The sequence below is a fragment of the Protaetiibacter mangrovi genome (genome assembly GCF_024752305.1).
Lineage (GTDB): Bacteria > Actinomycetota > Actinomycetes > Actinomycetales > Microbacteriaceae > Homoserinibacter > Homoserinibacter mangrovi.
The window spans coordinates 231,084-254,473 of record NZ_JANTHX010000004.1 but is presented as its reverse complement, the minus strand read 5'-3'; the positions used below and the strand labels follow the sequence as shown (position 1 = coordinate 254,473).

Annotated in this window: 24 protein-coding genes and 1 tRNA gene; 15 read left to right on the top strand and 10 right to left on the bottom strand. The window is 72.8% G+C overall.

Features of this window, described 5'->3' with window-relative positions; all coding sequences use genetic code 11:
- The first annotated feature begins 152 nt into the window (after positions 1 to 152).
- From NUH29_RS03435 to NUH29_RS03425, 3 genes are all read left to right on the top strand, one after another.
- Positions 153 to 512 (top strand): hypothetical protein, encoded by a 360-nt coding sequence (locus NUH29_RS03435; protein ID WP_258797568.1) that lies wholly within the window; start codon positions 153 to 155, stop codon positions 510 to 512.
- Positions 513 to 544: 32 nt separating this feature from the next.
- Positions 545 to 5,296: an ATP-dependent helicase gene (locus NUH29_RS03430; RefSeq protein WP_258797566.1), complete on the top strand. Its 4,752-nt coding sequence runs from the start codon at positions 545 to 547 to the stop codon at positions 5,294 to 5,296.
- 215 nt (positions 5,297 to 5,511) lie between these two features.
- Positions 5,512 to 5,817, top strand: a complete 306-nt coding sequence (locus NUH29_RS03425) for a helix-turn-helix domain-containing protein (protein ID WP_258797565.1) — start codon at positions 5,512 to 5,514, stop codon at positions 5,815 to 5,817.
- Here the strand turns inward: NUH29_RS03425 and NUH29_RS03420 are convergent.
- Positions 5,778 to 6,404: a ClpP family protease gene (locus tag NUH29_RS03420; protein ID WP_258797564.1), complete on the bottom strand. Its 627-nt coding sequence runs from the start codon at positions 6,402 to 6,404 to the stop codon at positions 5,778 to 5,780. The two genes, NUH29_RS03425 and NUH29_RS03420, sit on opposite strands and share 40 nt — an antisense overlap.
- Positions 6,401 to 7,024: a ClpP family protease gene (locus NUH29_RS03415; RefSeq protein ID WP_258797563.1), complete on the bottom strand. Its 624-nt coding sequence runs from the start codon at positions 7,022 to 7,024 to the stop codon at positions 6,401 to 6,403. The genes NUH29_RS03420 and NUH29_RS03415 overlap by 4 nt, the downstream gene beginning before the upstream one ends.
- A 143-nt stretch (positions 7,025 to 7,167) precedes the next feature.
- Here NUH29_RS03415 and NUH29_RS03410 point away from each other — a divergent pair, with 143 nt between their 5' ends.
- Positions 7,168 to 7,947: a DNA-formamidopyrimidine glycosylase family protein gene (locus tag NUH29_RS03410; protein WP_258797562.1), complete on the top strand. Its 780-nt coding sequence runs from the start codon at positions 7,168 to 7,170 to the stop codon at positions 7,945 to 7,947.
- Between the two features lie 62 nt (positions 7,948 to 8,009).
- Positions 8,010 to 8,693 (top strand): hypothetical protein, encoded by a 684-nt coding sequence (locus tag NUH29_RS03405; protein ID WP_258797561.1) that lies wholly within the window; start codon positions 8,010 to 8,012, stop codon positions 8,691 to 8,693.
- Positions 8,694 to 8,727: 34 nt separating this feature from the next.
- On the opposite strand, the gene NUH29_RS03400 is transcribed toward NUH29_RS03405, so the two are convergent.
- The 4 genes from NUH29_RS03400 to NUH29_RS03385 all read right to left on the bottom strand — a co-directional run bounded on the left by NUH29_RS03400 (position 8,728) and on the right by NUH29_RS03385 (position 13,285).
- Positions 8,728 to 11,157 (bottom strand): hypothetical protein, encoded by a 2,430-nt coding sequence (locus NUH29_RS03400; protein ID WP_258797560.1) that lies wholly within the window; start codon positions 11,155 to 11,157, stop codon positions 8,728 to 8,730.
- Positions 11,154 to 12,122 (bottom strand): hypothetical protein, encoded by a 969-nt coding sequence (locus tag NUH29_RS03395; protein ID WP_258797559.1) that lies wholly within the window; start codon positions 12,120 to 12,122, stop codon positions 11,154 to 11,156. Before NUH29_RS03395 ends, NUH29_RS03400 begins: the two co-directional genes overlap by 4 nt.
- On the bottom strand, positions 12,115 to 12,636 hold the full coding sequence (locus NUH29_RS03390; RefSeq protein WP_258797558.1) for an RNA polymerase sigma factor: 522 nt from the start codon (positions 12,634 to 12,636) through the stop codon (positions 12,115 to 12,117). The genes NUH29_RS03395 and NUH29_RS03390 overlap by 8 nt, the downstream gene beginning before the upstream one ends.
- 121 nt (positions 12,637 to 12,757) lie before the next feature.
- A complete protein-coding gene (locus NUH29_RS03385) occupies positions 12,758 to 13,285 on the bottom strand; it encodes a tetraspanin family protein (RefSeq protein ID WP_258797557.1) in 528 nt (175 codons plus the stop codon).
- 58 nt (positions 13,286 to 13,343) lie between these two features.
- On the opposite strand from NUH29_RS03385, the gene NUH29_RS03380 reads away from it, so the two are divergent.
- Together NUH29_RS03380 and NUH29_RS03375 are read left to right on the top strand one after the other, a co-directional pair.
- Complete coding sequence (locus NUH29_RS03380; protein ID WP_258797556.1) at positions 13,344 to 14,243, top strand: EamA family transporter; 900 nt, start codon at positions 13,344 to 13,346, stop codon at positions 14,241 to 14,243.
- A gap of 55 nt (positions 14,244 to 14,298) precedes the next feature.
- Positions 14,299 to 14,904 (top strand): flavodoxin family protein, encoded by a 606-nt coding sequence (locus tag NUH29_RS03375; protein ID WP_258797554.1) that lies wholly within the window; start codon positions 14,299 to 14,301, stop codon positions 14,902 to 14,904.
- On the opposite strand, the gene NUH29_RS03370 is transcribed toward NUH29_RS03375, so the two are convergent.
- The 3 genes from NUH29_RS03370 to NUH29_RS03360 form a co-directional block, all read right to left on the bottom strand.
- On the bottom strand, positions 14,901 to 15,773 hold the full coding sequence (locus NUH29_RS03370) for an LLM class flavin-dependent oxidoreductase (protein WP_258797553.1): 873 nt from the start codon (positions 15,771 to 15,773) through the stop codon (positions 14,901 to 14,903). The two genes, NUH29_RS03375 and NUH29_RS03370, sit on opposite strands and share 4 nt — an antisense overlap.
- A 33-nt stretch (positions 15,774 to 15,806) precedes the next feature.
- Positions 15,807 to 16,553, bottom strand: a complete 747-nt coding sequence (locus NUH29_RS03365; protein WP_258797552.1) for a GTP pyrophosphokinase — start codon at positions 16,551 to 16,553, stop codon at positions 15,807 to 15,809.
- 65 nt (positions 16,554 to 16,618) lie between these two features.
- A complete protein-coding gene (locus NUH29_RS03360) occupies positions 16,619 to 17,008 on the bottom strand; it encodes a winged helix-turn-helix transcriptional regulator (protein WP_258797551.1) in 390 nt (129 codons plus the stop codon).
- A gap of 92 nt (positions 17,009 to 17,100) precedes the next feature.
- Between NUH29_RS03360 and NUH29_RS03355 the strand changes: the two genes are divergently transcribed.
- The 8 genes from NUH29_RS03355 to NUH29_RS03320 all read left to right on the top strand — a co-directional run bounded on the left by NUH29_RS03355 (position 17,101) and on the right by NUH29_RS03320 (position 22,618).
- On the top strand, positions 17,101 to 17,955 hold the full coding sequence (locus tag NUH29_RS03355) for an SDR family oxidoreductase (RefSeq protein ID WP_258797549.1): 855 nt from the start codon (positions 17,101 to 17,103) through the stop codon (positions 17,953 to 17,955).
- Between the two features lie 165 nt (positions 17,956 to 18,120).
- On the top strand, positions 18,121 to 18,531 hold the full coding sequence (locus NUH29_RS03350) for an FBP domain-containing protein (protein WP_258797548.1): 411 nt from the start codon (positions 18,121 to 18,123) through the stop codon (positions 18,529 to 18,531).
- A gap of 27 nt (positions 18,532 to 18,558) precedes the next feature.
- The gene (locus NUH29_RS03345) at positions 18,559 to 19,665 is read left to right on the top strand and encodes a class I SAM-dependent methyltransferase (protein ID WP_258797547.1); all 1,107 of its coding nucleotides are present in this window, start codon (positions 18,559 to 18,561) and stop codon (positions 19,663 to 19,665) included.
- Between the two features lie 100 nt (positions 19,666 to 19,765).
- Positions 19,766 to 20,128 carry a YciI family protein gene (locus NUH29_RS03340; RefSeq protein ID WP_258797545.1) on the top strand — a complete coding sequence of 121 codons (363 nt, stop codon included), beginning with the start codon at positions 19,766 to 19,768 and terminating at the stop codon, positions 20,126 to 20,128.
- Complete coding sequence (locus NUH29_RS03335; protein ID WP_258797543.1) at positions 20,107 to 21,318, top strand: RNA polymerase sigma factor; 1,212 nt, start codon at positions 20,107 to 20,109, stop codon at positions 21,316 to 21,318. Before NUH29_RS03340 ends, NUH29_RS03335 begins: the two co-directional genes overlap by 22 nt.
- A 45-nt stretch (positions 21,319 to 21,363) precedes the next feature.
- A tRNA-Ser gene (locus tag NUH29_RS03330) sits at positions 21,364 to 21,450 on the top strand.
- A 260-nt stretch (positions 21,451 to 21,710) separates the two neighbouring features.
- Positions 21,711 to 21,905 carry a hypothetical protein gene (locus NUH29_RS03325; protein ID WP_258797542.1) on the top strand — a complete coding sequence of 65 codons (195 nt, stop codon included), beginning with the start codon at positions 21,711 to 21,713 and terminating at the stop codon, positions 21,903 to 21,905.
- 86 nt (positions 21,906 to 21,991) lie between these two features.
- A complete protein-coding gene (locus NUH29_RS03320; RefSeq protein ID WP_258797540.1) occupies positions 21,992 to 22,618 on the top strand; it encodes a hypothetical protein in 627 nt (208 codons plus the stop codon).
- Positions 22,619 to 22,825: 207 nt separating this feature from the next.
- Here the strand turns inward: NUH29_RS03320 and NUH29_RS03315 are convergent, their stop codons facing one another.
- On the bottom strand, positions 22,826 to 23,332 hold the full coding sequence (locus NUH29_RS03315; protein ID WP_258797539.1) for a winged helix-turn-helix transcriptional regulator: 507 nt from the start codon (positions 23,330 to 23,332) through the stop codon (positions 22,826 to 22,828).
- Positions 23,333 to 23,390 lie beyond the last annotated feature (58 nt).

Sequence of the window (23,390 nt, the reverse complement as noted above, 5' to 3'; positions counted from 1 at the left end):
CGAGGCGATCGGGGGACGACCCCGTACGGGGGCGGTCCCGGCCCTGCACCCGGGTCGGGCCGCTCCGTAGCGTGGAGTTCCGCACGCTGCCGCGATGCTCCCTCCCCGCAGGCGCGCGACCCACCCGAAGCCGCACGTACCCGGAGACAGCCATGCCCACGATCCCCGAATCCCTCGACTCGCTCCTGACCCTCGACGGCGCCATGGTCGCCGCCGTGGTCGACAGCGGCAGCGGCATGATCCTCGGCGACGCCGGCCGGGGGATCGACATCGAGGTGGCCGCCGCCGGCAACACCGAGGTCGTGCGGGCGAAGCTCTCGACCATGAAGGCCCTCGGCCTCGACGACGCGATCGACGACATCCTGATCACCCTGAGCAGCCAGTACCACGTGATCCGCCCGCTCGCGGCGCACCCCGAGACCTTCCTGTACCTCGTGCTCGACTCGAAGAAGGCGAACCTCGCCCTCGCGCGCATCAAGGCCAAGGAGGTGGGGCTGAACCTCAGCCTCTGACGCGCGTCGGGGGCGGGCGCGAAGATAGGGGGATGGACCCCGCGCTCGAGCGCTTCTCCCCCGCGACGCGGGAGTGGTTCGCCGGGGCGTTCCCCCAGCCGACCGCCGCACAGGCGGGGGCGTGGGAGGCGATCTCGTCGGGAGGGCACGCGCTCGTGGTGGCGCCCACCGGATCCGGCAAGACGCTCTCGGCGTTCCTCTGGTCGCTCGACCGGCTGCTGACCTCGCCGCCCGCCGACCCGGCCCGACGGACGCGGGTGCTCTACATCTCCCCGCTCAAGGCGCTCGGGGTCGACGTGGAGCGCAACCTCCGCTCACCGCTCGTCGGCATCACCCAGACCGCGAAACGACTCGGGACGGCGCCGCCGGATGTGCGGGTGGGCGTGCGTTCCGGCGACACCACCTCGGCCGACCGGCGGCTGCTCGTGCGGGAGCCCCCCGACATCCTCATCACGACCCCCGAGTCGCTCTACCTGATGCTCACGAGCGCGGCCCGCTCGACGCTCGCCGGGGTCGAGACGGTGATCGTCGACGAGATCCACGCCGTCGCCGCGACCAAGCGCGGGGCGCACCTCGCGGTGACGCTCGAGCGGCTCGACGCGATGCTGCCGAAACCGGCGCAGCGCATCGGGCTGTCGGCCACGGTGCGTCCCCTCGAGGAGGTGGCGCGGTTCCTCGGCGGGCGCGAGCGGGTCGAGATCGTGTCGCCGCCCATCCAGAAGACCTTCGAGCTGCGGGTCGTGGTGCCCGTCGAGGACATGACCGAGCTCGGCGCGCGCGCCACGGATGCCGAGCTCGACGACGACGAGAAGGCCCTCGCCTCGGGCGGGTCGATCTGGCCGCACGTCGACCGGGCGATCGTCGAGGAGGTGCTGCGGCACCGCTCGACGATCGTGTTCGCGAACTCGCGGCGGCTCGCCGAGCGGATCACGGCGTCGATGAACGAGATCTACGAGGAGGAGCTCGAGACCGAAGGGGCTGGTTTCGACACGCCCGCTGCGCGGGCTACTCAACCAGCGGGTGGGGGCACACCCCGCTGGTTGAGTAGCGATCCGCAGGATCGCGTGTCGAAACCAGCCCCGCAAAGACCGCCTGCAGCGCTCATGGGGGCATCCGGCTCCACGAGCGGCGCCGAGCCCGTGCTCGCCCGCGCCCACCACGGCTCGGTGTCGAAGGAGCAGCGCGCCCAGATCGAAGACGACCTGAAGTCGGGCCGGCTGCGGTGCGTGGTCGCGACGAGCTCGCTCGAGCTCGGCATCGACATGGGCGCCGTCGACCTCGTGATCCAGGTCGAGTCGCCGCCCTCGGTCGCGAGCGGCCTGCAGCGCGTCGGCCGCGCCGGCCACCAGGTGGGCGAGATCTCGAAGGGCGTGCTGTTCCCCAAGCACCGCGCCGACCTGCTGCACACCGCGATCGCGACCGAGCGGATGCGCGAGGGGCTCATCGAGGCGATCGCCGTTCCCCAGAACCCGCTCGACATCCTCGCCCAGCAGACCGTCGCGGCGGTCGCGCTCGAGGGCCTAGACGTCGAGGAGTGGTTCGAGACGGTGCGCCGCTCGGCGCCCTTCGCGACGCTGCCGCGCAGCGCCTACGAGGCGACGCTCGACCTGCTGGCGGGGCGGTATCCGTCCGACGAGTTCGCCGAGCTGCGGCCGCGCATCGTGTGGGACCGGGTGGCCGGCACGATCACCGGGCGCCCAGGCGCGCAGCGGCTCGCGGTGACGAGCGGCGGCACGATCCCCGACCGCGGCATGTTCGGGGTGTTCATCGTGGGCGGCGAAGAGGGCGCGCGCCGAGTCGGCGAGCTCGACGAGGAGATGGTCTACGAGTCGCGCGTGGGCGACGTGTTCGCGCTCGGCGCCACGAGCTGGCGCATCGAGGAGATCACCTCGGATCGCGTGCTGGTCTCGCCCGCGTTCGGGCAGCCCGGGCGGGTGCCGTTCTGGAAGGGCGACGGGCTGGGGCGACCGGCCGAGCTGGGACGCGCGATCGGCGCGTTCCAGGCCGAGCTGGCATCCGGAACCGTCGGCGCCGACCGGCTCGAGGCCGACGGGCTCGACGAGCGGGCCGCCCGCAACCTGCTCGCGTTCGTGGCCGAGCAGAAGGCCGCGACCGGGGTGGTGCCGAGCGACCGCACGCTGCTCGTCGAGCGGTTCCGCGACGAGCTCGGCGACTGGCGGCTCGTGCTGCACTCCCCCTTCGGCACCCCCGTGCACGCGCCCTGGGCGCTGGCGGTGACGGCGCGCATCCGCGAGCGCCTCGGCGTGGAGGGCTCGGCGATGGCGGGTGACGACGGCATCGTGGTGCGACTGCCCGAGACGGATGCCGACCCGCCGGGAGCGGAGCTGTTCGCCTTCGAGCCGGGCGAGCTCGAGACGCTCGTGACCGAGGAGGTGGGCGGCTCGGCGTTGTTCGCGGCGCGGTTCCGCGAGTCGGCGGCGCGCGCCCTGCTGCTGCCGCGCCGCAACCCCGGACGCCGCTCGCCGCTCTGGCAGCAGCGGCAGCGCTCCGCGCAGCTGCTCGAGGTGGCGCGCAAGTACCCGAGCTTCCCGATCATCCTCGAGACGGTGCGCGAGGTGCTGCAGGACGTCTACGACCTGCCGTCTCTGCACGAGCTCGCGACCTCGATCGAGAACCGGCAGGCGCGGCTCGTCGAGGTCGAGACGGATGCGCCCTCCCCCTTCGCGCGCACCCTGCTGTTCGGCTACGTGGCGGCGTTCCTCTACGAGGGCGACTCGCCGCTCGCCGAGCGGCGGGCGGCCGCGCTCTCGCTCGACCCGTCGCTGCTCGCCGAGCTGCTGGGGCGCGCGGAGCTGCGCGAGCTGCTCGACCCCGAGGTGATCGCGCAGGTCGAGCGCGAGCTGCAGCGCCTCGATCCGGAGCGCCGGGCGAAGGACGCCGAGGGCGTCGTCGACCTGCTGCGCGTGCTCGGCCCGCTCTCGGTGGATGAGGTGGCGGAGCGGGTTCAGGTGGTCGAGGAGCGCCCGGCGCAGCCGGACGCGTCTCGAGACCCCGCCACGTGGCTGCACGACCTCGCCCGCGCCAATCGCGTGCTGCGGGTGCAGCTCGCCGGCGTCGAGCGCTGGGCGGTCGTCGAAGACGCCGCCCGCCTGCGCGACGCGCTCGGGGTGCCGCTGCCGATCGGGGTGCCGACCGCCTTCCTCGAGCCCGTCGCCGACCCCGTCGGCGACCTCGTCTCGCGCTACCTGCGCACCCACACCCCGTTCACGGCGGCGGATGCGGCGTCGCGCCTCGGCCTCGGGGTCGCCGTGGTCGCGGATGCGCTGCGGCGCCTCGCCGCCGACCGGCGGGCGGTCGAGGGCGAGTTCCGGCCCGGCGCATCCGGAACCGAATGGGTCGACCCCGAGGTGCTGCGGCGGCTGCGCGCCCGCTCGCTCGCCGCGCTGCGCGCCGAGGTGGAGCCCGTGCCGCAGGCGGCACTCGGGCGGTTCCTGCCGGACTGGCAGCACACATCCGGCGGCCTGCGCGGCATCGACGGGCTCGTCTCGGCGATCGACCAGCTCGCGGGGCTGCCGCTGCCGGCGACCAGCTGGGAGAGCCTCGTGCTGCCCGGCCGCGTGCGCGACTACAGCCCGGCGATGCTCGACGAGCTGATGGCATCCGGCGAGGTGATCTGGGCCGGGCGGGGCGAGCTGCCGGGCGGCGACGGCTGGGTCAGCCTGCACCTCGCCGACGCGGCGACCCTCACCCTCCCCGAACCGCTCGCGCTCGAACCGGACCCGTTGCGCGACCGCCTCGAGCAGGCGCTCGTGGGCGGCGGCGGCTACTTCTTCCGCCAGCTCGCGACCGCGGTGGCCGACCCCGGTGCCGAGCCCCTCACCGACACGGATGTCGCGCGGGCGCTGTGGGAGCTGGTGTGGGCGGGCCGCGTGACGGGCGACACCTTCACGGCCCTGCGGGCGCGGCTCGGCGCGACCACCACGCGCACCCGGGCGACCCCGCGCAGCCGCGCGCACCGGGCGCGCGCACGCGTGGCGGCATCGCTCGCCGCATCCGCGCCCCCCACCGTCGCCGGACGCTGGAGCATGCTGCCCGCCCCGGATGCCGTGCCCACCGCCCGCGCGACGGCGCTCGTCGAGCAGCTGCTCGAGCGCTACGGCGTCGTCACCCGCGGCGCCGTGCAGGCGGAGGGGGTCGAGGGCGGGTTCGCTCTCGTCTACAAGGTGCTGTCGACGCTCGAGGAGACCGGGCGGGTGCGGCGCGGCTACTTCGTCGAGGGCCTCGGGGCGGCGCAGTTCGCGACGCCGGCGACCGTCGACCGCCTGCGCGCGTTCCACGGCGACCGCGACGACGAGGCGCCGCCGGTCGCGGTGACGCTCGGGGCGACCGATCCCGCGAACCCCTACGGCGCGGCCCTCGGGTGGCCGTCCCGCGACGCCCCCGCTGATCGATCGCCGGCGAACGGCACCCCCGCTGATCGATCGCCGGCGAACGGCGCCCCCGCCGATCGAGTAGCCGGCGAAGCCGGCGTATCGAGATCCCACCGCCCCGGTCGCAAGGCGGGCGCCCTCGTGGTGCTCGTCGACGGGGCGCTCGGGCTCTACGTCGAGAAGGGCGGCAAGACGGTGCTGAACTTCCTCGATCCGGATGCCGAGGCGGCGATCGAGGCCGCCGCCGCATCCCTCGCCGGCACCGTGCGCGCCGCGGGCGGGCGACTGCGGGTCGAGCGCATCGACGGCGTCTTCGCGGTCGGCACCCCGCTCGGCGACGCGCTGCAGCGCGCCGGCTTCGCCCCCACCCCCCAGGGCCTGCGACTGCGCTGACCTCACCCACAGAAATGCAGGAGATCCCTCGTGCTCCGGGCACCCGTCCCTGCAGCTGCGGGGGTCTGCGGCAGGATCTCCTGCATTTCTGAGGTGGCGGTGAGGGTGGTCTGCCCGATGCGGCGACCGGATGCGGCGTCGCGCGGCACGGATGCGGCGTCTGCTGTGAGCGGACGGGCGGGACGCGGCCTCGACCCCGCGCCTAGGGTGAGGCCATGGCGAGCACCGACCCCGAGCCGCTGTGGCGGCACCTCCTCGGCGACCAGCTGCGCGGCATCCGTCAGGACCGCGGGCAGACCCTCACCGAGACGGCACGACGCGCAGGCGTCTCACCGCAGTACCTCTCCGAGATGGAACGGGGGCTCAAGGAGCCCTCGAGCGAGATGATCGCGGCCGTCGCCGGCGCCCTCGACACGGGCCTCGTCGACCTCACGCTCGGCGTCTCGGAGCGGTTGCGCGAGCTCGCCCCCGCGCAACCGGCTCAGGCGGACGTGCGGGCGACCCTCGCGCTCGCCGCCTGACCGCGCTCCTCCATCACGACGTCGACGAGGCCGTAGTCGCGGGCGGCGGATGCCGTGAACACGCGGTCGTGGTCGGTGTCGGCCCGCAGCCGCTCGACGGTCTGCCCGGTGTGGCGGGCCAGGATGCCCTCGATGTCGGCGCGCACCCGCACCACCTCATCCGCCTGCAGGATCAGGTCGGGGATCGCCCCCCGCCCCTGCGACACCGGCTGGTGCAGCACCACCCGCGCGTGCGGGAGCGCCGCGCGCTTGCCCTCAGCGCCGGCGGCGAGCAGCACCGCCCCCACGGCGACGGCCTGCCCGACGACCGTCGTCGCGACGGCGGGGCGGATGTAGCGCATCGTGTCGTAGACGGCGAGCATCGCGCTCGGGTCGCCGCCCTCGCAGTTGATGTAGAGCTGGATGTCACGGTCGGGGTTGTCGGCCTCCAGGTGCAGCAGCTGCGCCACGAGCACGTTCGCGACGCCCGCGTCGATCGGCGTGCCGAGGTAGACGACGCGCTCGGTGAGCAGCTGCGAGTAGACGTCCATGATCCGCTCGCCCCGCGGGTGCTGGGCGATGACGTTGGGGATCGTGTAGCTCGTCATGCCGCGCTCCCCACCGTGAAGCCGGTGCCGCGCGTGCGACGCGGGGGTGCGATCCGGGCGAAGTCGTCGACGATCTCGTCGATGAAGCCGTAGTCGCGCGCCTCCTCGGCCGAGTACCAGCGGTCGTGCAGCGAGTCGTCGAAGACGCGCTCGAGGCTCTGGCCGGTGTCGGCCGCGATGAGCCCCAGCACGACGTCGCGCGTGTAGCGCAGGTCGGCGGCCTGCAGCTCGACGTCGACCGCGGTGCCGCCGATGCCCGCCGAGCCCTGGTGCATCAGGATGCGCGCGTGCGGCAGCGCGCGCCGCTTGCCGGGCGTGCCGGATGAGAGCAGGAACTGCCCGGCGCTGCAGGCGAGCCCGATCGCGAGGGTCGAGACGTCGCACGGCACGAGCCGCATGAGGTCGCGGATGGCGAGCATCGACGGCACCGAGCCGCCGGGCGAGTTGATCCACAGCGCGATGTCGGATGCCGGGTCGGCGGACGCGAGCCCCATCAGCTGGGTGGCGAGCAGGGTGCCGTTGTCGTCGTCGAGCACGCCGTCGAGCACGATGACGCGCTGCTCGTACAGCTCGCGGCGCACGGTGTCGGTGAAGCGGATGGGGCGGGGTTCGTCGCTCATGGGGCCATGCTGCGCGGCCGGGCGCGGCCGTGGGGCGGTATCCGCCCGGGGCGGATCCGCCGTGGGCGGCGGGGCGCGCATCCGGTGCCGAGCGCACGCCCCAGAAATGCAGCAACGGCGGGCAGGTGGGGTACGGTGCGAACATGCCCGAGGGGGACACCGTCTACCGCACCGCGCGTCAGCAGCACGACGCGCTCGCGGGGCGCGTGCTCACCGCATCCGACTTCCGGGTTCCGGCCTTCGCGACGATCGACCTGACCGGCGAGACGGTGCGCGAGGTGGTCTCGCGCGGCAAGCACCTGCTGCACCGGATCGGCGACCGGACGGTGCACTCGCACCTCAAGATGGAGGGCGCCTGGCGTCTGTTCCGCGGGGGCGAACGGTGGACGCGCCCCGCCCACCAGGCGCGCGCGGTGCTGACGGCGGGCGAGACGCAGTCGGTGGGCTTCCAGCTCGGCGTGCTCGAGGTGCTGCCGACCGCCGAGGAGGACCGGGCGGTGGGCCACCTCGGCCCCGATCTGCTCGGGGCCGACTGGGATGCCGACGAGGCCGCCCGGCGGCTCGCCTCCGACCCGTCGGCCACGGTGTTCACCGCCCTGCTCGACCAGCGCAACCTCGCCGGGGTGGGCAACGTCTACGCGAACGAGCTGTGCTTCGTGCGCGGTGTGCTGCCGACCCGCCCCATGGGCGAGGTCGACGACGTGCCGGGCCTGGCCGCCCTCGCGCACCGGATGCTGCTGGCCAACAGCGGCCGCTGGACCCGCTCGACCACGGGCGACCTGCGACCCGGGCGTCGCAGCTGGGTCTACGGCCGCACCGGCCAGACCTGCCTGCGGTGCGGCACACGACTCGAGGGCGGGGAGCTCGGACGCGTGGAGGGCCAGGAGCGCGTCGTCACCTGGTGCCCGAGCTGCCAGAGTTGACCCCAGCAATGGGGTACAGCGCCTGGTACCCCTCGGGTACACGGTGACCCTAGCCTCAACGCGTGAGCTACGAATCCACCGCACCCGGCTACCTCCCTCCCTTCGAACCGCGTGAGGAGGTTCTGCGCGGGGCCCTGTTCGCCCTCATCGCGCTTCCCGTGGGAGTCGCGGTCTGGCTGCTCATCTGGAGCTTCGGCTTCATCGCGTCGATCGTCGCGTTCGGCGTCGCGTTCGCGGCCCTGTGGCTCTACCGGTTCGGCGCCCGCGGTCCGATCAGCCGCGCCGGCGCCTTCGTGGTGACCGGCATCACCGCCGGCACGCTCCTGATCGCGTTCTTCGCCGGCATCGTGCTCGACGCCGTGCAGATCGTGTCCGAGGAGACCGGACTCGGCTGGGTCGAGATCGTGACGCTGCCCGACTTCTGGAGCTGGTTCGGGGAGGTGCTCCCCTCCGCCCTCGGCGACTACGTGGGCGACCTGCTGCTCGCGCTGCTGTTCGGCGCGATCGGATGCTTCGCCGTGCTGCGCTCCGCCTTCCGTCAGGCGAACGCCGCCGCGGCATCCGCTGCACCCTACGTGGCGACCCCGCCCGCCCCGGCCGCAGACGTCGTCGCCCCGCAGCAGCCCGCGGCGGGGTTCGCCGGACCGCCGGCTCCGCAGGTTCCGCAGGCCCCGCCCGGATTCGTGATGCCCTCCCCCCTCGCGGAGGAGCCGGCGCCGACGGACGAGACGCCCGAGTCCCGCTGAGGGGTCTCGACAGCTCGCGCCCGCGGCCCGCGGGTCAGAGCTCGGGGCTCAGACGCACGACGGCCGTCCAGCCGGTGTCGGGATCGGTGAGGGTCACCTCGGAGCCCACGAGGTAGTCGTCGTAGCTGATCCAGCCCTCGAGCTCGACGCTCACCCGGTTGCGGTAGTCCCAGTCCGTCGTGCAGGCGTGGGTCGGGAAGTCGGGCGTCGTCACCCCCGGGGCGGCGGTGGCCGGTCGGAGCGAGGCGCGCACCCGCACCGGGAACCGCTCCGACAGCGCGATGGTCGTGTAGCCGGAGTGCAGTCCGTGGATGCCGCCCACCCAGCAGCGCTGCGATTCCGCGGGCAGCCCGAGGCGGGCGTCGTCGTAGTTCACCTCGACGCGCGCCGACTCCACCCACCAGGCCGCGTCGGTGCCGTCGCTGATCGTGAGGTCGTCGATGACGACCGGACTCGGCACGGATGCGGTCTGGAACTGGGCGGGCCACCAGTTGCGGGTGCCGTCGCGGTGCCAGGAGTAGACCGAGGTGCCTCCGGCGGCATCCGTGAGCGTCAGCGTGAGCACGAACCCCGACCCGGTGCAGAGCTTCGGGAACACCACCGTCTGGGTGGCGGAGGCGAAGGTCGACTCCCAGACGGCCGAGCCGCCGGCCCGCACGCAGGCCGCACCCCCGAACCCGTCCTCGAGCCGCGCCGAGACCGACACCGGGCGGTCGCTCACGACGCTGAGCGTCGCATCCTGACTGCGGTCGGCCGTGTCGACGGCGCCGAGGCGCACCTCCTGGGTGATGTCGAGCGGCGGGGCGGGGTCGTGGGCGACGCGGTTGCCCCCCTCGTACCAGTCGCCGAACGTCCAGCCGGGGTGTGCGCCGTCGTTGGCGGGCCAGCTCGCGGTGAGGCGCACGACGCCGACGATCTGGCCGGGGTCGACGGGGCAGTCGCCCGAGCAGATGCCGCGCGGACGGATGTAGGTCGACAGCGGCACGTCGTAGTCGCGTTCGCGGGCCGCGCAGCCGCCGTCGCACGAGAGCAGTCCGATGTCGAGCAGCACGTCGTTGGCGGCGGTGCCGGATGCCGTGTCGACCTCGGTGCGCACCACGAGCGCGCCGTCGGCGTCCTGCCAGCCGAGCAGCGTTCCGAACGAGCACAGCACGTTGCCGACGGCGTCGCCCGCGTTCCACAGGCCGCACGGCGTGCCGTCTTCGGTGCGGGCGCTCAGCCGCGCGGTGCGGGCGGCCACCTCGCGGGTGTACTCCACGGCCGAGACGGTGACGGTCGGCGCCGACGGGCTCGGGCTGACGAGCGGCAGCTCACTCACGCGCGTGGGGTGCTGGCGGGTGAAGAAGCGGTGATCGGTCTTCGGGAACCAGCCGACGCAGACGATCACGTTCGTGCCCGGCGGCACGATGAAGCTCGCGCTCGTGCGCTTCGTGTAGTCGGGTTCGTAGGAGTGCGCGGCGAGGTAGTCGTCCGACACGTCCTCGGTGCGCACGCCGTCGATCGAGCGGATGCCGGGCGCATCCTCGCCGTAGGTGCACGCGGGCGTGCCGTCGGGCGAGCTCTGCACCAGGATCTGCACGTCTTCGTTGCGGGTGTGCGCGGCGGAGACGAAGACGGTGCTCGCGCCCACGGTCACGATGCGCGTCGGCGGGATGTCGAGGCCGTCGTCGGTGCGCTGCGAGAACGCGAACGCCTTGGTGCGGCCGTCGTCGGTGGTGCCGACGGCCCGCATCATCACGAGGGTGTCGGAGAGGAAGCCGTCGAGCTCGACGCAGTTGGGGATCCAGACGGGCGTCCCCCCGCCGATGGCGGGGCCGCCGTCGTCGGCCCACCGCTCGGCCTGGGCGTCGGTCGTGGTGATGGTCGCGGTGGGGTGGTGCCAGCCGTCGGAGCTCGTGACGGTGAAGGTCGACGGCTCGCTCACGAACACCGTGAACTGCACCGCATCGGGTGCGGTCGCCTTCGGGCAGCTCGAGGTGGGTCGGGTGTCGACGTACAGGCTGTAGCTGAGCGGCAGATCGCCGTCGACCGGCAGGATCGTGCCGGGCACCCCCTCGGGGCAGTCGGCGCCGCCGTCGGCGCACGGGTCGCCCGCCGGGCCGCCGCCCACGATGCCCCCCGCGTCATCCGACAGCGGCACCTCGGCCGGGTCGTCGGCCGTGGCGAGGTCGTCGAGCAGGGTCGCCAGATCGTCGGGGATCGCGGGGCTGGTCGCGCCCGCGTCGGCGACCTCGCGGGTGCCGGTCTCGACGCTCACCGGGATGCCGTCGTCGCCCGCGGCGGCCATCGTGTCGGCGAGGCTCAGGCCGGAGGTGACGGGCGCCAGCACGGGCACCTCGACGGTGGGCGCCGCCACCGCGCGCGTCTCGGGTGCGGCGAACTGCGCCCCGACGACCGCTGCGGTGACGCCGACGACGATCGCGGCGCCGGATGCGACGACGGGGAGGAGCCAACGGGGAGTCATCCGAGCACCGCCTCGACGGTGATGGGGATGGACTTGGTCGTGCTGTTCCCGGCGGCGTCCTTCGCCGTGACGAGGATCGTCACGACCTGCGTTGTCCCGGTGGGAACGAAGACCGGTCCGTAGGTGAACGCCCAGTTGCCTCCGGACGGCGTGAGAGCGGCGCTCCCCGCCGGCGCGCTTCCTGAGGCCGCCCAGGTGGCCGTGACCGAGGTGACGCCCACGTTGTCGGTGACGTATGCGGTGATAACGCTCACCCGGTTGGCCTGCGTCGACGAGTTGTAGTCGATCGCCGAGCGCGAAGCGCCGACCTGCAGCGTCGGCGCCGTCGTGTCGGGCGCGGGAGCCGGAGGCGCCGGAGCGGGCTTCTGCGTCGGGCTCGGCGCGGGTGCGGGCTCCTCGGTGGGAGCGGGGGACTCGGTCGGGTGCAGCGGTGCCACGACGGTGGTCGGGCACGCGCCGCCCACGGGCAGCGCCTCCCAGTCGGTGCCCGAGTCGCCCGCGACGACCGCCGCCGGGAACCAGAGGGTGCCCGTGAGCGTCGACGGGTTGCGCACGCCGATCCAGCTCGCGTCGTCGCTGCGCGCGACCGCGAGCACGCGGGTGTCGGCGGCGACCTGCCCGATCACGTCGCCCCCCACGCAGCGGTGGGCGGATGCCGTGGTCGCGAGCGCGGCATCCGCGACCGTCGGCTGCTCGACGAGCGGGTGCCCGAAGACCCCCGCGAGTCCGAGCGACGCTCCGGCGACCCCGGCCACCACGACCAGGCCGATCGCGCCGAGCACGCCGCCGAGGCCGATCCCGCCCCATCCGGGTGCGGTCGACCCCGCGGCCGGGGCGCCGGTGTCGCCGGCCGCCACCCGCGCACGGATGGCCTCGGCGACACCGGCGGAGTCGCGCGCCGGCGTGGTGGTCTGCTCGCTGATGCGTGCGAACGAATCGCGCAGCAGCTCGTCGAGCTCAGCCATCGTGCTCCTCCTCTCCCCGGTCGGGTCCCAATCGTGCGGCGAGCGCCTTGCGCGCCCGATGCAGCTGGGTCTTGACGGTGCCCATGCTGACGCCGAGACCCTCGGCGATCTGCTCGACCGAGTGGTCGAGCAGGTAGTGCAGCACGCACACCTCCTTCTGTTGCGGCGGCAGCGCCATGAGCGCCGCCTGCACGTCGATGTCGAGTCCGGCGAGCTCCGCGTCGACCGACTCGTCGGTCACGCCGACCTTCTCGAGGGCACGCGACTCGGCGGCGCGGGAGCGCTGCAGGTCGCGGGCGCGGTTCGAGGCGACCACGGTGATCCAGGCGGCGAGGTTCTGGATCGGACGGGCGGGCGGCTTCGCGAGGAAGCCCACGAGGGCGTCCTGCACGGCGTCGGCCGCATCCTGCCGGTTGCCCGTGATCAGCCCGACGGCCGCCACGACCTTCGGGTACTCGGTCGCGACGAAGGCATCCAGGTCCACCTGGGTGCTCTCGGCCACGGCGATGCTCACGTCTCTATGACGGCCGACAGCCTCTCGGAGGTTGACAGCGGATGCGAACGGGTGCTGCGAGGATCTGGATCAGATCATGGCCCGTCGCACCGCCGAGCGGAAGAGCGAGAACGGGGGCGCGTCAGTCCCGCTCGTCGGGGAGCGGGCGCCGCGCCCAGTAGGCGGCGCACAGCACGAGCACCGCGACGAGGATCGCCACCCCGAGGCCCGCGAAGATCGGGCCGCCGATCATGCCCCACTGCAGGAACCAGTAGTCGGCCTGCGTCTGGAATCCGGTCTCGGACTGGGTGAGCTGGTAGGTCTCCTGCAGCAGCCACACCCCCACCCCGAACACCGCGATGCCGATGATCGTCACCGCGATCGCGAAGGGGTTCGTCCACGGCGGGCGCAGCGCGGGTGCCACCTGCACCACGGATGCGGGGGTCGCCTCGGTCGCGGTCTGCGGCGCGGCGGCGGGAGCGGCATCCGGGATCGCCTCGGGGCGGTCCGGCTCGGGAGTCGCGCCGAATTCGCGCACGGCGGGGCGCTGGAGCGCGCTCGTGACGTGCGGCGCCGCCGCGGAACGGGTTCCGGTGCTCACCGGCCGATCGCCGTAGCCGCGCTGGAAGGCGGGGTCGTATCGCGGGTCGAGAGCGGGCTCCTCTGCCATGCATCCGAGCATAGGCACCCGTGCGGGCGACGTCACCGGCGGGCACCAGAATGGGGAGGTGGACGAGGTGCCCGGGGCGAGCAGACGACGCACGACCGTCGGCGCCGCCACCCAGGTTGGCACCGAGGTGTCGATCAACCTGGGGTCGGCGCTCGCGGGCGTCGCCATCCCGTTCGTGGGCTCGCCCATCGTGGTCGCCGCGCGGCAGCTCGTGATGGTGGTCGTGCTGCTGCCGTTCTACCGCCCGCGGCGCGCGCTGCTCACCTGGCGGAGGCTCTGGCCGGCGGTCGCGCTCGGGGTGTCGCTCGCCGTCATGAACCTGTCGTTCTACGAGGCCGTGCACCTGCTGGGGCTCGGCATCGCCGCGACCGTCGAGTTCCTCGGGCCGCTGCTGCTCGCCCTCGCCACCTCGCGGCGGCTGCTCGACGTGGGCTGCGTCGTGGTCGCGGGTGCGGGGGTCGTGCTGCTCACCGGGCTCGAGGGCACGATCGACGTGTGGGGTGTGGTGCTCGCGCTCGTCGCCGCCGCCGGGTGGGCCGCCTACATCCTGCTGACGCGGCGGGTGGCGCTCGGCCTGCCGGGCCTCGAGGGGCTCACCGTGGCGAGCATCGTGAGCCTCGCGCTGATCCTGCCGATCGCCGCGTTCACCCTGCCGTCGGCCGAGTTCTCGTGGCCGGTCGCGGGCCTGCTGCTCGGCATCGGGGTGCTGTCGTCGGCGCTGCCCTACGCGCTCGACACCTTCATCCTGCGCCGCATCACCGCACGGCTGTACGCGATCATCACCTCGTTCGGCCCCGTCGTGGCGGCGGTGTTCGGGTGGATCGTGCTCGGCGAGCGCCTCGGGCCGGTGCAGCTCGTGGCGATCCTGCTGGTGTGCGCGGCGGCCGGAACGGCGATCGCCACGCAGCGGCCGGCCCCGGCGTCCGAGCTCGAGCAGACGGCGGAAGGTCTCACCTGACGCCGCGCACGTCAACCCCCTCGTCGCGCGCCGACGCCCTGCCTAGCGTCGGGGCATGGCTCTCACCGCACTCGCCCTGAACTGCACGCTCAAGCCCAGCCCCGAGACCTCGAGCACCGAGAAGCTCGCACGCGAGGTGCTCGCCGCCCTCGCGGACCACGGCGTCGAGGGCGAGCTCGAGCGCGTGGTCGACCACGACATCCGCCCGGGGGTCGAGACCGACATGGGCGACGGCGACGCGTGGCCGGCGCTGCGCGAGAAGGTGCTCGCGGCCGACATCCTGGTCTTCGCCACCCCCACCTGGATGGGGCAGACCGCGAGCGTCGGCCAGCGGGTGCTCGAGCGGCTCGACGCCGAGCTCGCCGAGACGGATGCCGCCGGGCGCCCGACGATGTTCGGCAAGGTGGCGATCGTGGCGGTCGTCGGCAACGAGGACGGCGCGCACCACATCTGCGCGGATGTGTTCCAGGCGCTCGGCGACGTGGGCTTCACGATCCCCGCCCAGGGCTGCACCTACTGGAACGGCGAGGCGATGCACGGCACCGACTACGTCGACCTGCAGACGCCGCGCGAGTCGACGGATGCCGCCACGGCGACCGCCGCCGCGAACGCGGCGCACCTCGCGGGGGTGCTGGCGGCGTCGCCGTACCCGGCGCCCTAACGCACGAGGGCGGCGACCTCGGCACAGTTCGCGAGGAACCGGGGCAGGTCGGTCTCGTCGTCGAGGGGCTGCAGCAGCAGGGACGACGCCCCCGCGTCGACCCACGGGCGCAGCTGCTCGGCGACCTCGGTGACCGACCCGGCGACGCCCGCGGCGCGCTCGCCCTCGTAGCCCCAGGCGGCGAGCTCGGCGGCGAGGCGCGCATCCGCCCGGTCGCCGAACGCCGTCATCACGAACGCGGCGAGCGGCTGGATGCCGCCGCGCCCCACCGACTCGCGGCCCTGCGCGACGAGCGCGGCGGCCGCGGTGACCGCCTCGGGCGGGGTGCCGGTGGTGAGGATGGTGCCGTCGGCGACCTCGCCGGTGAGCACGAGCGTCTTCGGACCCTCGCCGGCCGCCCAGACCGGCAGCGGCGAGGCGGGCGGCCAGTTCAGCTGCACGCCGTCGAGCGTCACGTAGCGACCGGCGACGTCGAGACGCTCCCCCGCGAGCAGCGCGCGCAGTGCCGGCACGTACTCGCGCATGAGGGTGAGCGGCGAGGCCGGGCGTGCGCCGACCTGCCCCATCCAGCTCTGCACCCCGTGGCCGACGCCGAGCCGCAGGCGCCCCGGGAACAGCCGCTCGATCGTGGACACCTCCATCGCCAGCAGCGCGACGTTGCGGAACGGCATCGGCAGCACCCCGATCCCGACGCGGATGCGGCTGGTCGCCGCGAGCGCCGCGACCGCCGTGGCGATGCCCGACTCGCGGAAGCAGTCCTCGAAGAGCAGCACCTCGTCGAGGCCCAGCCGTTCGGCCTCGACCACGAAGTCGCGCAGCGCCTCCGGCTCACGGGACGGGGTGAAGATGACGCCGACGCTGGTGCTCATGCCCCCATCGTGTCAGGCGGCACCGTCACACGGTCACTCGGGGAGCGCGCGCACCTGCTCGCGCAGCCGCGCCATCTTCGCGTCGAGGGCGCGCGCCGCATCCGCCGCAGCCGTGAGCTCGGCCACCAGCTGCGCCGGAACCTCGCGGTCGTACTTGTAGTAGATCTTGTGCTCGAGGCTCGCCCAGAAGTCCATCGCGATCGTGCGCAGCTGGATCTCGACCGGCACCAGCTCGGTGCGGTCGGAGAGGAACACCGGCACCGTCACGATGAGGTGCAGGCTCTGGTAGCCGTTCGCCTTCGGGTGGGCGATGTAGTCCTTGATCTCGAGCACCTCGAGGTCGGTCTGCGCCATGAGCATGTCGGCGACCCAGTAGGCGTCGGCGACGAAGGCGCAGGTGATGCGCACGCCGGCGATGTCGCGGATGCGGGCGCGCACGCTGTCGACATCCGGCGGGGTGCCGGTGCGCTGCACCTTCTCGATGATCGAGTCCATCGACTTCAGCCGCGTGCGCACGTGCTCGATGGGGCTGTAGTCGTGGGTGTGCTCGAACTCCTCCTGCAGGATCTCGATCTTGGTGGTGAGCTCGTCGATCGCGAACTTGTAGGAGAGGTGGAAGGCGGCGACCCGCTTCTGCAGGTTCTTGATCACCTGCAGCGGCACCTCGCCGTCGGCGCCCGCGGTGGTGGCGTCGTAGCCGGTCATCGACTGGAAGAGGCCGCGGTAGACGGCGAGGTCGGCGGAGGTGGGGGTGCCGGTGGTGGGCAGGATGTCGGTCACCCTCCGACGCTAGGCGTCGGGCGCCCCGGGGGCGCTGTGCGGATGCCGTGCGGCGGCTGGGAGCGTCAGCCGGCGGCTCGCTCGGCGGGCGGCAGCATCCGGTCGGTGTTGCGGGCGATCCACTCGACGAGCGGCAGCAGGCGGTCGACGAGCTCGCGCCCGGACGCGGTGAGCGAGTACTCGACGTGCGGCGGGATGGTGGGGTGCGCGTCGCGCAGCACGAGCGAGTCGCCTTCGAGCACGCGCAGGGTCTGGGCGAGCATCTTCTCGCTGATGCCGTCGACGGCGCGGCGCAGCTCGCCCCAGCGGTGGGTGCCGTCGCTGAGGGCGAGCAGCACGAGCACGCCCCACTTGCTGGTGACGTGGTCGAGCACGACGCGGGTGGGGCAGCCCTCGGTGAGCAGGGTGTCGTCGAAGCCGGGAAGGGCGCGCAGCTCGGAGACGCTTACCGTCATGCCAGTACCTTACCGAAAAGTGGGTACTCTCCGCTGGGAAGTACCGGGCGATCCGGGCGGTTGCACCCCGCGAACCGTCGAAAGGACACCCCATGACCATCCTCGTCACCGCCGCCTCCGGGCACCTCGGCCGCCTCGTGATCGACGCGCTGCTCGCGCGCGGCGTCGCCGCATCCGACATCCGCGCGGGAGCCCGCGACACCGCGAAGCTCGCCGACCTCGCCGACCGCGGCGTGCAGACCGTGCACCTCGACTACGCGGATGCCGCCTCGATCGCGGATGCCGTGGCCGGTGCCGACAAGGTGCTGCTGATCTCGGGCACCGACTTCGGGCAGCGGGTGGCCCAGCACACCGCCGTCATCGAGGCCGCCGCCGCCGCGGGCGGCGGCCAGCTCGTCTACACGAGCGCGCCGCGCGCCACCACCTCGGAGCTCGTCGTGGCGGGCGAGCACAAGGGCACGGAGGAGGCGATCGCGGCATCCGGCATCCCCGCGACGATCCTGCGCAACAACTGGTACACGGAGAACTACCTCGGCACCCTCGCCCAGGCGGGCGAGTCGGGCGTGGTCGCGTCGAGCACCGGCGAGGGTCAGGTGGCGAGCGCCTCGCGGGTCGACTACGCCGAGGCCGCAGCGGTGGTGCTCACCGAGGACGGGCACCTGGGGGCCGTGTACGAGCTGGGCGGCGACGTCGCCTGGACCCACGCGGAGCTGGCATCCGCCATCGGCGAGGTGCTGGGGCGCGAGATCGCATACGTGGCGCAGACCCCCGAGGAGCAGAGCGCGGCCCTCGAGGCGGCCGGGCTCGACGCCGGAACGATCGGCTTCGTGGTGACGATGGACGCCAACATCCGCGACGGCCTGCTCGGCGAGGTCACGGGTGAGCTCTCGCGGCTCATCGGCCGGCCGACCACGCCGCTCGTCGAGGGGCTGCGCGCGGGCGCCTGAGCGCGGGCCCGCGTAGGCTCGTCGGGTGCATCGTGTTCCGTCTCAGCCCGCAGGGCGTCAGGAGGTCGTCGGCGCTTTCCGCGTCGGCACGAGGTAGTCGCTGCCCTCTTCGCACGACACCCTCACCCTCTCGCGGCAGCGAGACCACACGAAACGAGTACCTCCATGCACCCCATCGACGAGTCCGCCATCCGCGGATCGTTCCTCAACGCGTCGCTCCGTGAGCGACAGAACCTGCTGCTGCCCGCCGACTTCGGCGAGCTCGACTGGGATCGCCTCGACTTCCTCGGCTGGCGCGACCGCAAGTCGCCGCAGCTCGGGGCCCAGTGCTCGTGGTGCGAGGACGTGCAGCTGCCGAACGACGTGGTGCTGTTCAGCACGAAGCGCGCCGGCGCCGCCGGACGCAAGGGCGACACGGTCGGCACCCTGGTGTGCGCCGAGTTCCAGTGCTCGGCGAACGTGCGCAAGCGACCGACGCTCGCCTACGTCGGCTTCGACCTGGACGCCGAGCGCGAGCGGCGGATCGCGACGCTGCGCGAGCACGTGGCGAACTTCGTGCGCAACGTGCAGTCCTGAGTGCGGTGCCCGGCTAGCGTCGAGGGCGTGGACGAGCTCGACGCGCTGCTGGACGCGCTCGCGCGCGAACCGGATGTCGGCGGTGCCGGGCTGCGCGCGTGGGATGCCGCCGACCGGTACCTGCTGGACTACGCGGCCGGCGAGTTCCCGGACGCGCTCGCGGGCGAGGTGGCGGTGGTCGACGACACCCACGGCGCGCTGACGCTCAGCGCGCTCGCGCTCGGGGCCGCCCGCGTGCGGGTGCACCAGGATTCGGTCGTGGGCGAGCGCGCGCTCGCCCGGAACGCGGAGGTGACCGGCGCGGCCGGGTGGGCGCCGCATCCGCTCGCCGCGGTCGTGACGCCCGCGACCTCGCTCGTGCTGCTGCGGATGCCGCGCTCGCTCGACCGCCTCGACGCGGTCGCGCGAGCGGTGGCGCGCGCCGCGGGGCCCGAGGTGGTGGTGCTCGCGGGCGGGCGCGTGAAGCACATGACCCCCACCCAGAACGAGGTGCTGGCCACCGCGTTCGACCGCATCGACGTGGGCCACGCCCGCGCGAAGTCGCGCATCATCGTCGCCCGTGAGCCGCGCGCAGTCGAGGCGGCGGAACCCCGCCGTGCCTCCGTCGACGGCGTGGAGGTGGTCGCGGTGCCCGGGGTGTTCGCGGGCGCGAGCCTCGACATCGGCACCCGCGCGCTGCTCGCCACCTTCGACGCCCTGCCGGATGCGGACCGCGCCGTCGACCTCGCGTGCGGCACCGGCATCGTGGCGGTCGAGCTCGCCCGGCGCCTGCCGCGGGCGCGGGTGCTCGCCTGCGACGTGTCGGCGATCGCGGTGCAGTCGGCCGCGCTCACCGCCGCAGCGAACGGTGTAGCCGTCGAGACCCGGCAGGACGACGGCCTGTCGGGCGAGGCCGACGCATCCGCCGAGCTGGTGGTGCTGAACCCGCCGTTCCACGCGGGCGCCGCCGTGACGACCGAGATCGCGCACCGGCTGTTCGCGGATGCCGCCCGCGTGCTGCGCCCGGGCGGCGAGCTGCGGGTGGTGTGGAACTCGCACCTCGGCTACCGGCCGGTGCTCGAGCGGCTCGTGGGGCCGACGCGGCAGCTCGCGCGCGGCCCGAAGTTCACGGTGACGGCGTCGATCCGCCGCTGATCGTCTCGACGGATTCCGGCATCCGTGTCGAAATGGCCCCACCCCGTTCGTTGCAGAGGTGAGGCCGCCCACCCGGAGCGGCGAGGAGGAGGATCGGACCATGCAGTACCTCATCAACGTCATCGACAGCCGCACCAACTCGGGCACCGCCGAGGAGATGGTGGCGATCGACGCGTTCAACGAGAAGCTCATCGCGGGCGGGCACTGGGTGTTCGCCGGGGGGCTCGCCGACCCGACCGTGTCGACGGTGATCGACAACCGCGGCGAGACGCCGGTGCTGACCGACGGGCCGTTCGTCGAGACGAAGGAGTGGGCGGCCGGGTTCTGGATCATCGAGGCCCGCGACCTCGACGAGGCGATCGCGCTCATGACCGAGGGCTCGCGGGCCTGCAACCGCAAGCTCGAGGTGCGCCCGCTGCTGGCGCCCCCGCAGTATCCCGGATGGATGCCGGCGAGGCCCTGACCCGCGCCCACCGCGAGGAGTGGGCGCGGGTGGTGGCGACGCTCGCGAAGCGCTTCGGCAGCCTCGACCTCGCCGAGGAGGGCGCCGCCGAGGCGTTCGCGACGGCCGCCGAGCGCTGGCCGCGGGACGGCATCCCGCCGAACCCGGGCGCCTGGCTCAGCACCACCGCGACCCGCACCACGATCGACCGCATCCGTCGCGAGAGCACGCGCGACGCCAGGCACCGGGAGGCGATGCTCGTGTACGACACCGCGACGGAGCCGCTCGGCGCGATCGACGACGACCGGCTGCGGCTGATCTTCACCTGCTGCCACCCCGCGCTCGCGATGGAGGCGCGGGTGGCGCTGACCCTGCGGATGGTGGGCGGGCTCTCGGTCCCCGAGATCGCGCGGGCGTTCCTCGTGCAGGACACCACGATGGGGGCCCGCATCACGCGCGCGAAGGCGAAGATCGCGGCGGCCGGCATCCCGTACAGGGTGCCCGCGGCATCCGATCTGCCCGCGCGGCTGGCGGGCGTGCTGACGGTGCTGTACCTGATCTTCACCGAGGGGCACCTCGCGAGCGGCGCCGACACCGAGCCGGTGCGCGAGGAGCTGAGCGGCGAGGCGATCCGGCTCACCCGGATGCTGCACCAGCTGCTGCCGGACGACGGCGAGACCGCCGGCCTGCTCGCCCTGATGCTGCTCACCGACGCCCGCCGCTCGGCGCGGGTGTCGTCGCTCGGCGAGCTCGTGCCGCTCGACGAGCAGGACCGCGGCCTGTGGGATGCGGCGCGCATCGCCGAGGGGCACGCGCTCGTGCGGGCGCGGCTGGCATCCGGCGAGGCCCCCGGCCGCTACCAGCTGCTCGCCGCGATCAACGCCGTGCACACCGACGGCGAGCGCTCGGACTGGGTGCAGGTGGTGGCCCTCTACGACCAGCTGGCGCGACTCGACCCCTCGCCGATCGTGCGCCTCAACCGCGCGGTGGCGATCGCGGAGCGCGACGGCGCGGATGCGGGCCTCACGCTGGTCGACGCGCTCGCCCCGGCGCTCGACGGCTATCACGGCTTCCACGCGGTGCGCGCGGAGCTGCTGCGCCGCCTCGACCGCACCCTCGATGCGCGCGCCGCGTACACCGCGGCGATCGCCCTAGCTGCCAACACCGCCGAGGTGGCCTACCTCGAGCGGATGCGCGAGCGCCTGGCCTGACACCTCTGTCTCGACCACCCCGCGGAGTCCGTTAGACTCGTCGGCGGTACCGTGTCCGAGCGGCCGAAGGAGCATGTCTCGAAAACATGTGATGGTTCACGCCATCCGTGGGTTCAAATCCCACCGGTACCGCGTCTAGGACGAAACGCTCGCCCCTCGGGGCGGGCGTTTCGTGCTATCCGCCAGGAAACGTGGCACGAGCGTGCCGCGCCGCAGGCGCGCACCGCGAAGCCACCTGTACCGCCACGCGAAGCCCACGAGCCCGCATCTGCTGGTAACTCGGGGTTTCGCGGCTCTAGGCCGACTTGTCCCAGATCGCGCCCTCCTCGACCGGGAGCCGCTGGTTTGTCTGCGGGTCGTGCTTCACTTGAGCGAACAAAGGGGAGGTTGAGATGGCACCAGTGATGGACGTTTCGCGGGACGCGCTTCTTGGACGGCGGCAGGCCATACTCACGAGCATCGGATTCGACGAGATCGAGTTGCGCAAGCGCGATGCAACTACAACCCTTAGCGAGGACGAACTGGACGCCAAGGAGGAGCTGGACGCGATCGCGTTTCTTCTGGGTGAGGACGACACGGGCGAGTGACGCGGCCAACGCTACGGGAGCAGTCCGCCGCGTTCGCGGATCAGGTTCAGACGACCCTTCGCGGCGTATTGCCGGGAACAATCACCGTGACGTCGACCGCCGGGCCGGGTGGCGAGCGATACATCGTACAACCGGTTGACCCGCACAACAACCTTCAGAAGATCCCACTGTTCGTCGGCGGTGTCGAGCTTGCTAGCCTTCGCGTCGTCTTCTATCTAGAGATGGACAGCGTCGAAACCTGGCTCAAGGCAGTTCGTACCGATTTCGCAGTTCATTCCACGCTCGATCGCACTCCTCTTCTCCGGCTTGAGTATCGAGCCGACATGCACAGCGATCCCATCGCGCACTGGCAGATCCATGCTGAGCGCGGTTCGATGTCGCATCTCCTCGCCCGCGCTCATCACGTTCGACCTGACGTCGTAGCGAAGCCTCACGACATGTCGTCCCTTCACTTTCCGGTTGGCGGCGAGAGATTTCGCCCTTGTCTGGAGGACGTGCTTCAGTTCCTGGTGCACGAATGCGGCATCGACGCCCAGCCCAATTGGCTGGACGCAGTCGAGAGCGGACGAGTGCAGTGGCGTCGATTCCAACTCCGCACCGCGGTGCGGGACGCTCAGGCAGAAGCTGCCGCAGTGCTTGCGCAGCACGGGTGGACCGTGACGCCGCCTGCGGAGGTTCGGGACGAATACACCAAGATCTTCACCCGCTGGTAGCGCATCCGGGTCTGCCGCATTGTCCCCACGATTCGGCGCCAACGGTGGTCATCGAGGCCGCTCGTGAGCGACTCCAATCGAGTCATGCCCGGTCAATAGTCGTCCGACTCCGGCGCGCAAGGGGAAAGAGTTTGAATCCTCCCGGTACCGCCACGGAGAGCCCTGTGATCGTCGAGATCCGGGGCTCTCGTCATGTAGCGCAGGCTCTCACCTGCGCAGCGGCTCGAGCAGACGGTGCGGCTCGCGCAGGGCGACAGAGATCGGGTCGGTGTCGGCGGTGGAGCGCTTCTGGATGACGATGTCGGTGGGCTCGGGGATCTCGCCGCACCCGGGGCAGATGCCGTCGGGGCGGATGAGGCCACCGTCGGAGCGGTGCGTGTAGCGCATCCGCTTGTCATCCTCGACGTAGTTGGCGCCACCCCACTGCGACAGGCCGTAGATGACGGGCCACAGGCTCACGCCCTTGGGGGTGAGCTCGTACTCGTCGCGCGCGCCCTCGCCCGCGACGCGCGCCACCACACCGTGGGCGATCAGCGAGGTGAGGCGGTCGGTGAGGGTGGCCGGCGGCAGGCCGATGTGCTTGCGCAGGTCGTTGTAGCGGCGGATGCCGTAGAAGAGGTCGCGCACGATCAGCAGCGTCCAACGCTCGCCGACGACCTCGAGGGCGCGGGCGACGGAGCAGTCCTGACCCGCGTAGTCGGTTCCGAGAGGCATGGCCTGAGTCTATCACCAAGATTCATTCATTGAAGCTTGCAAGTTCAATGATTGAAGC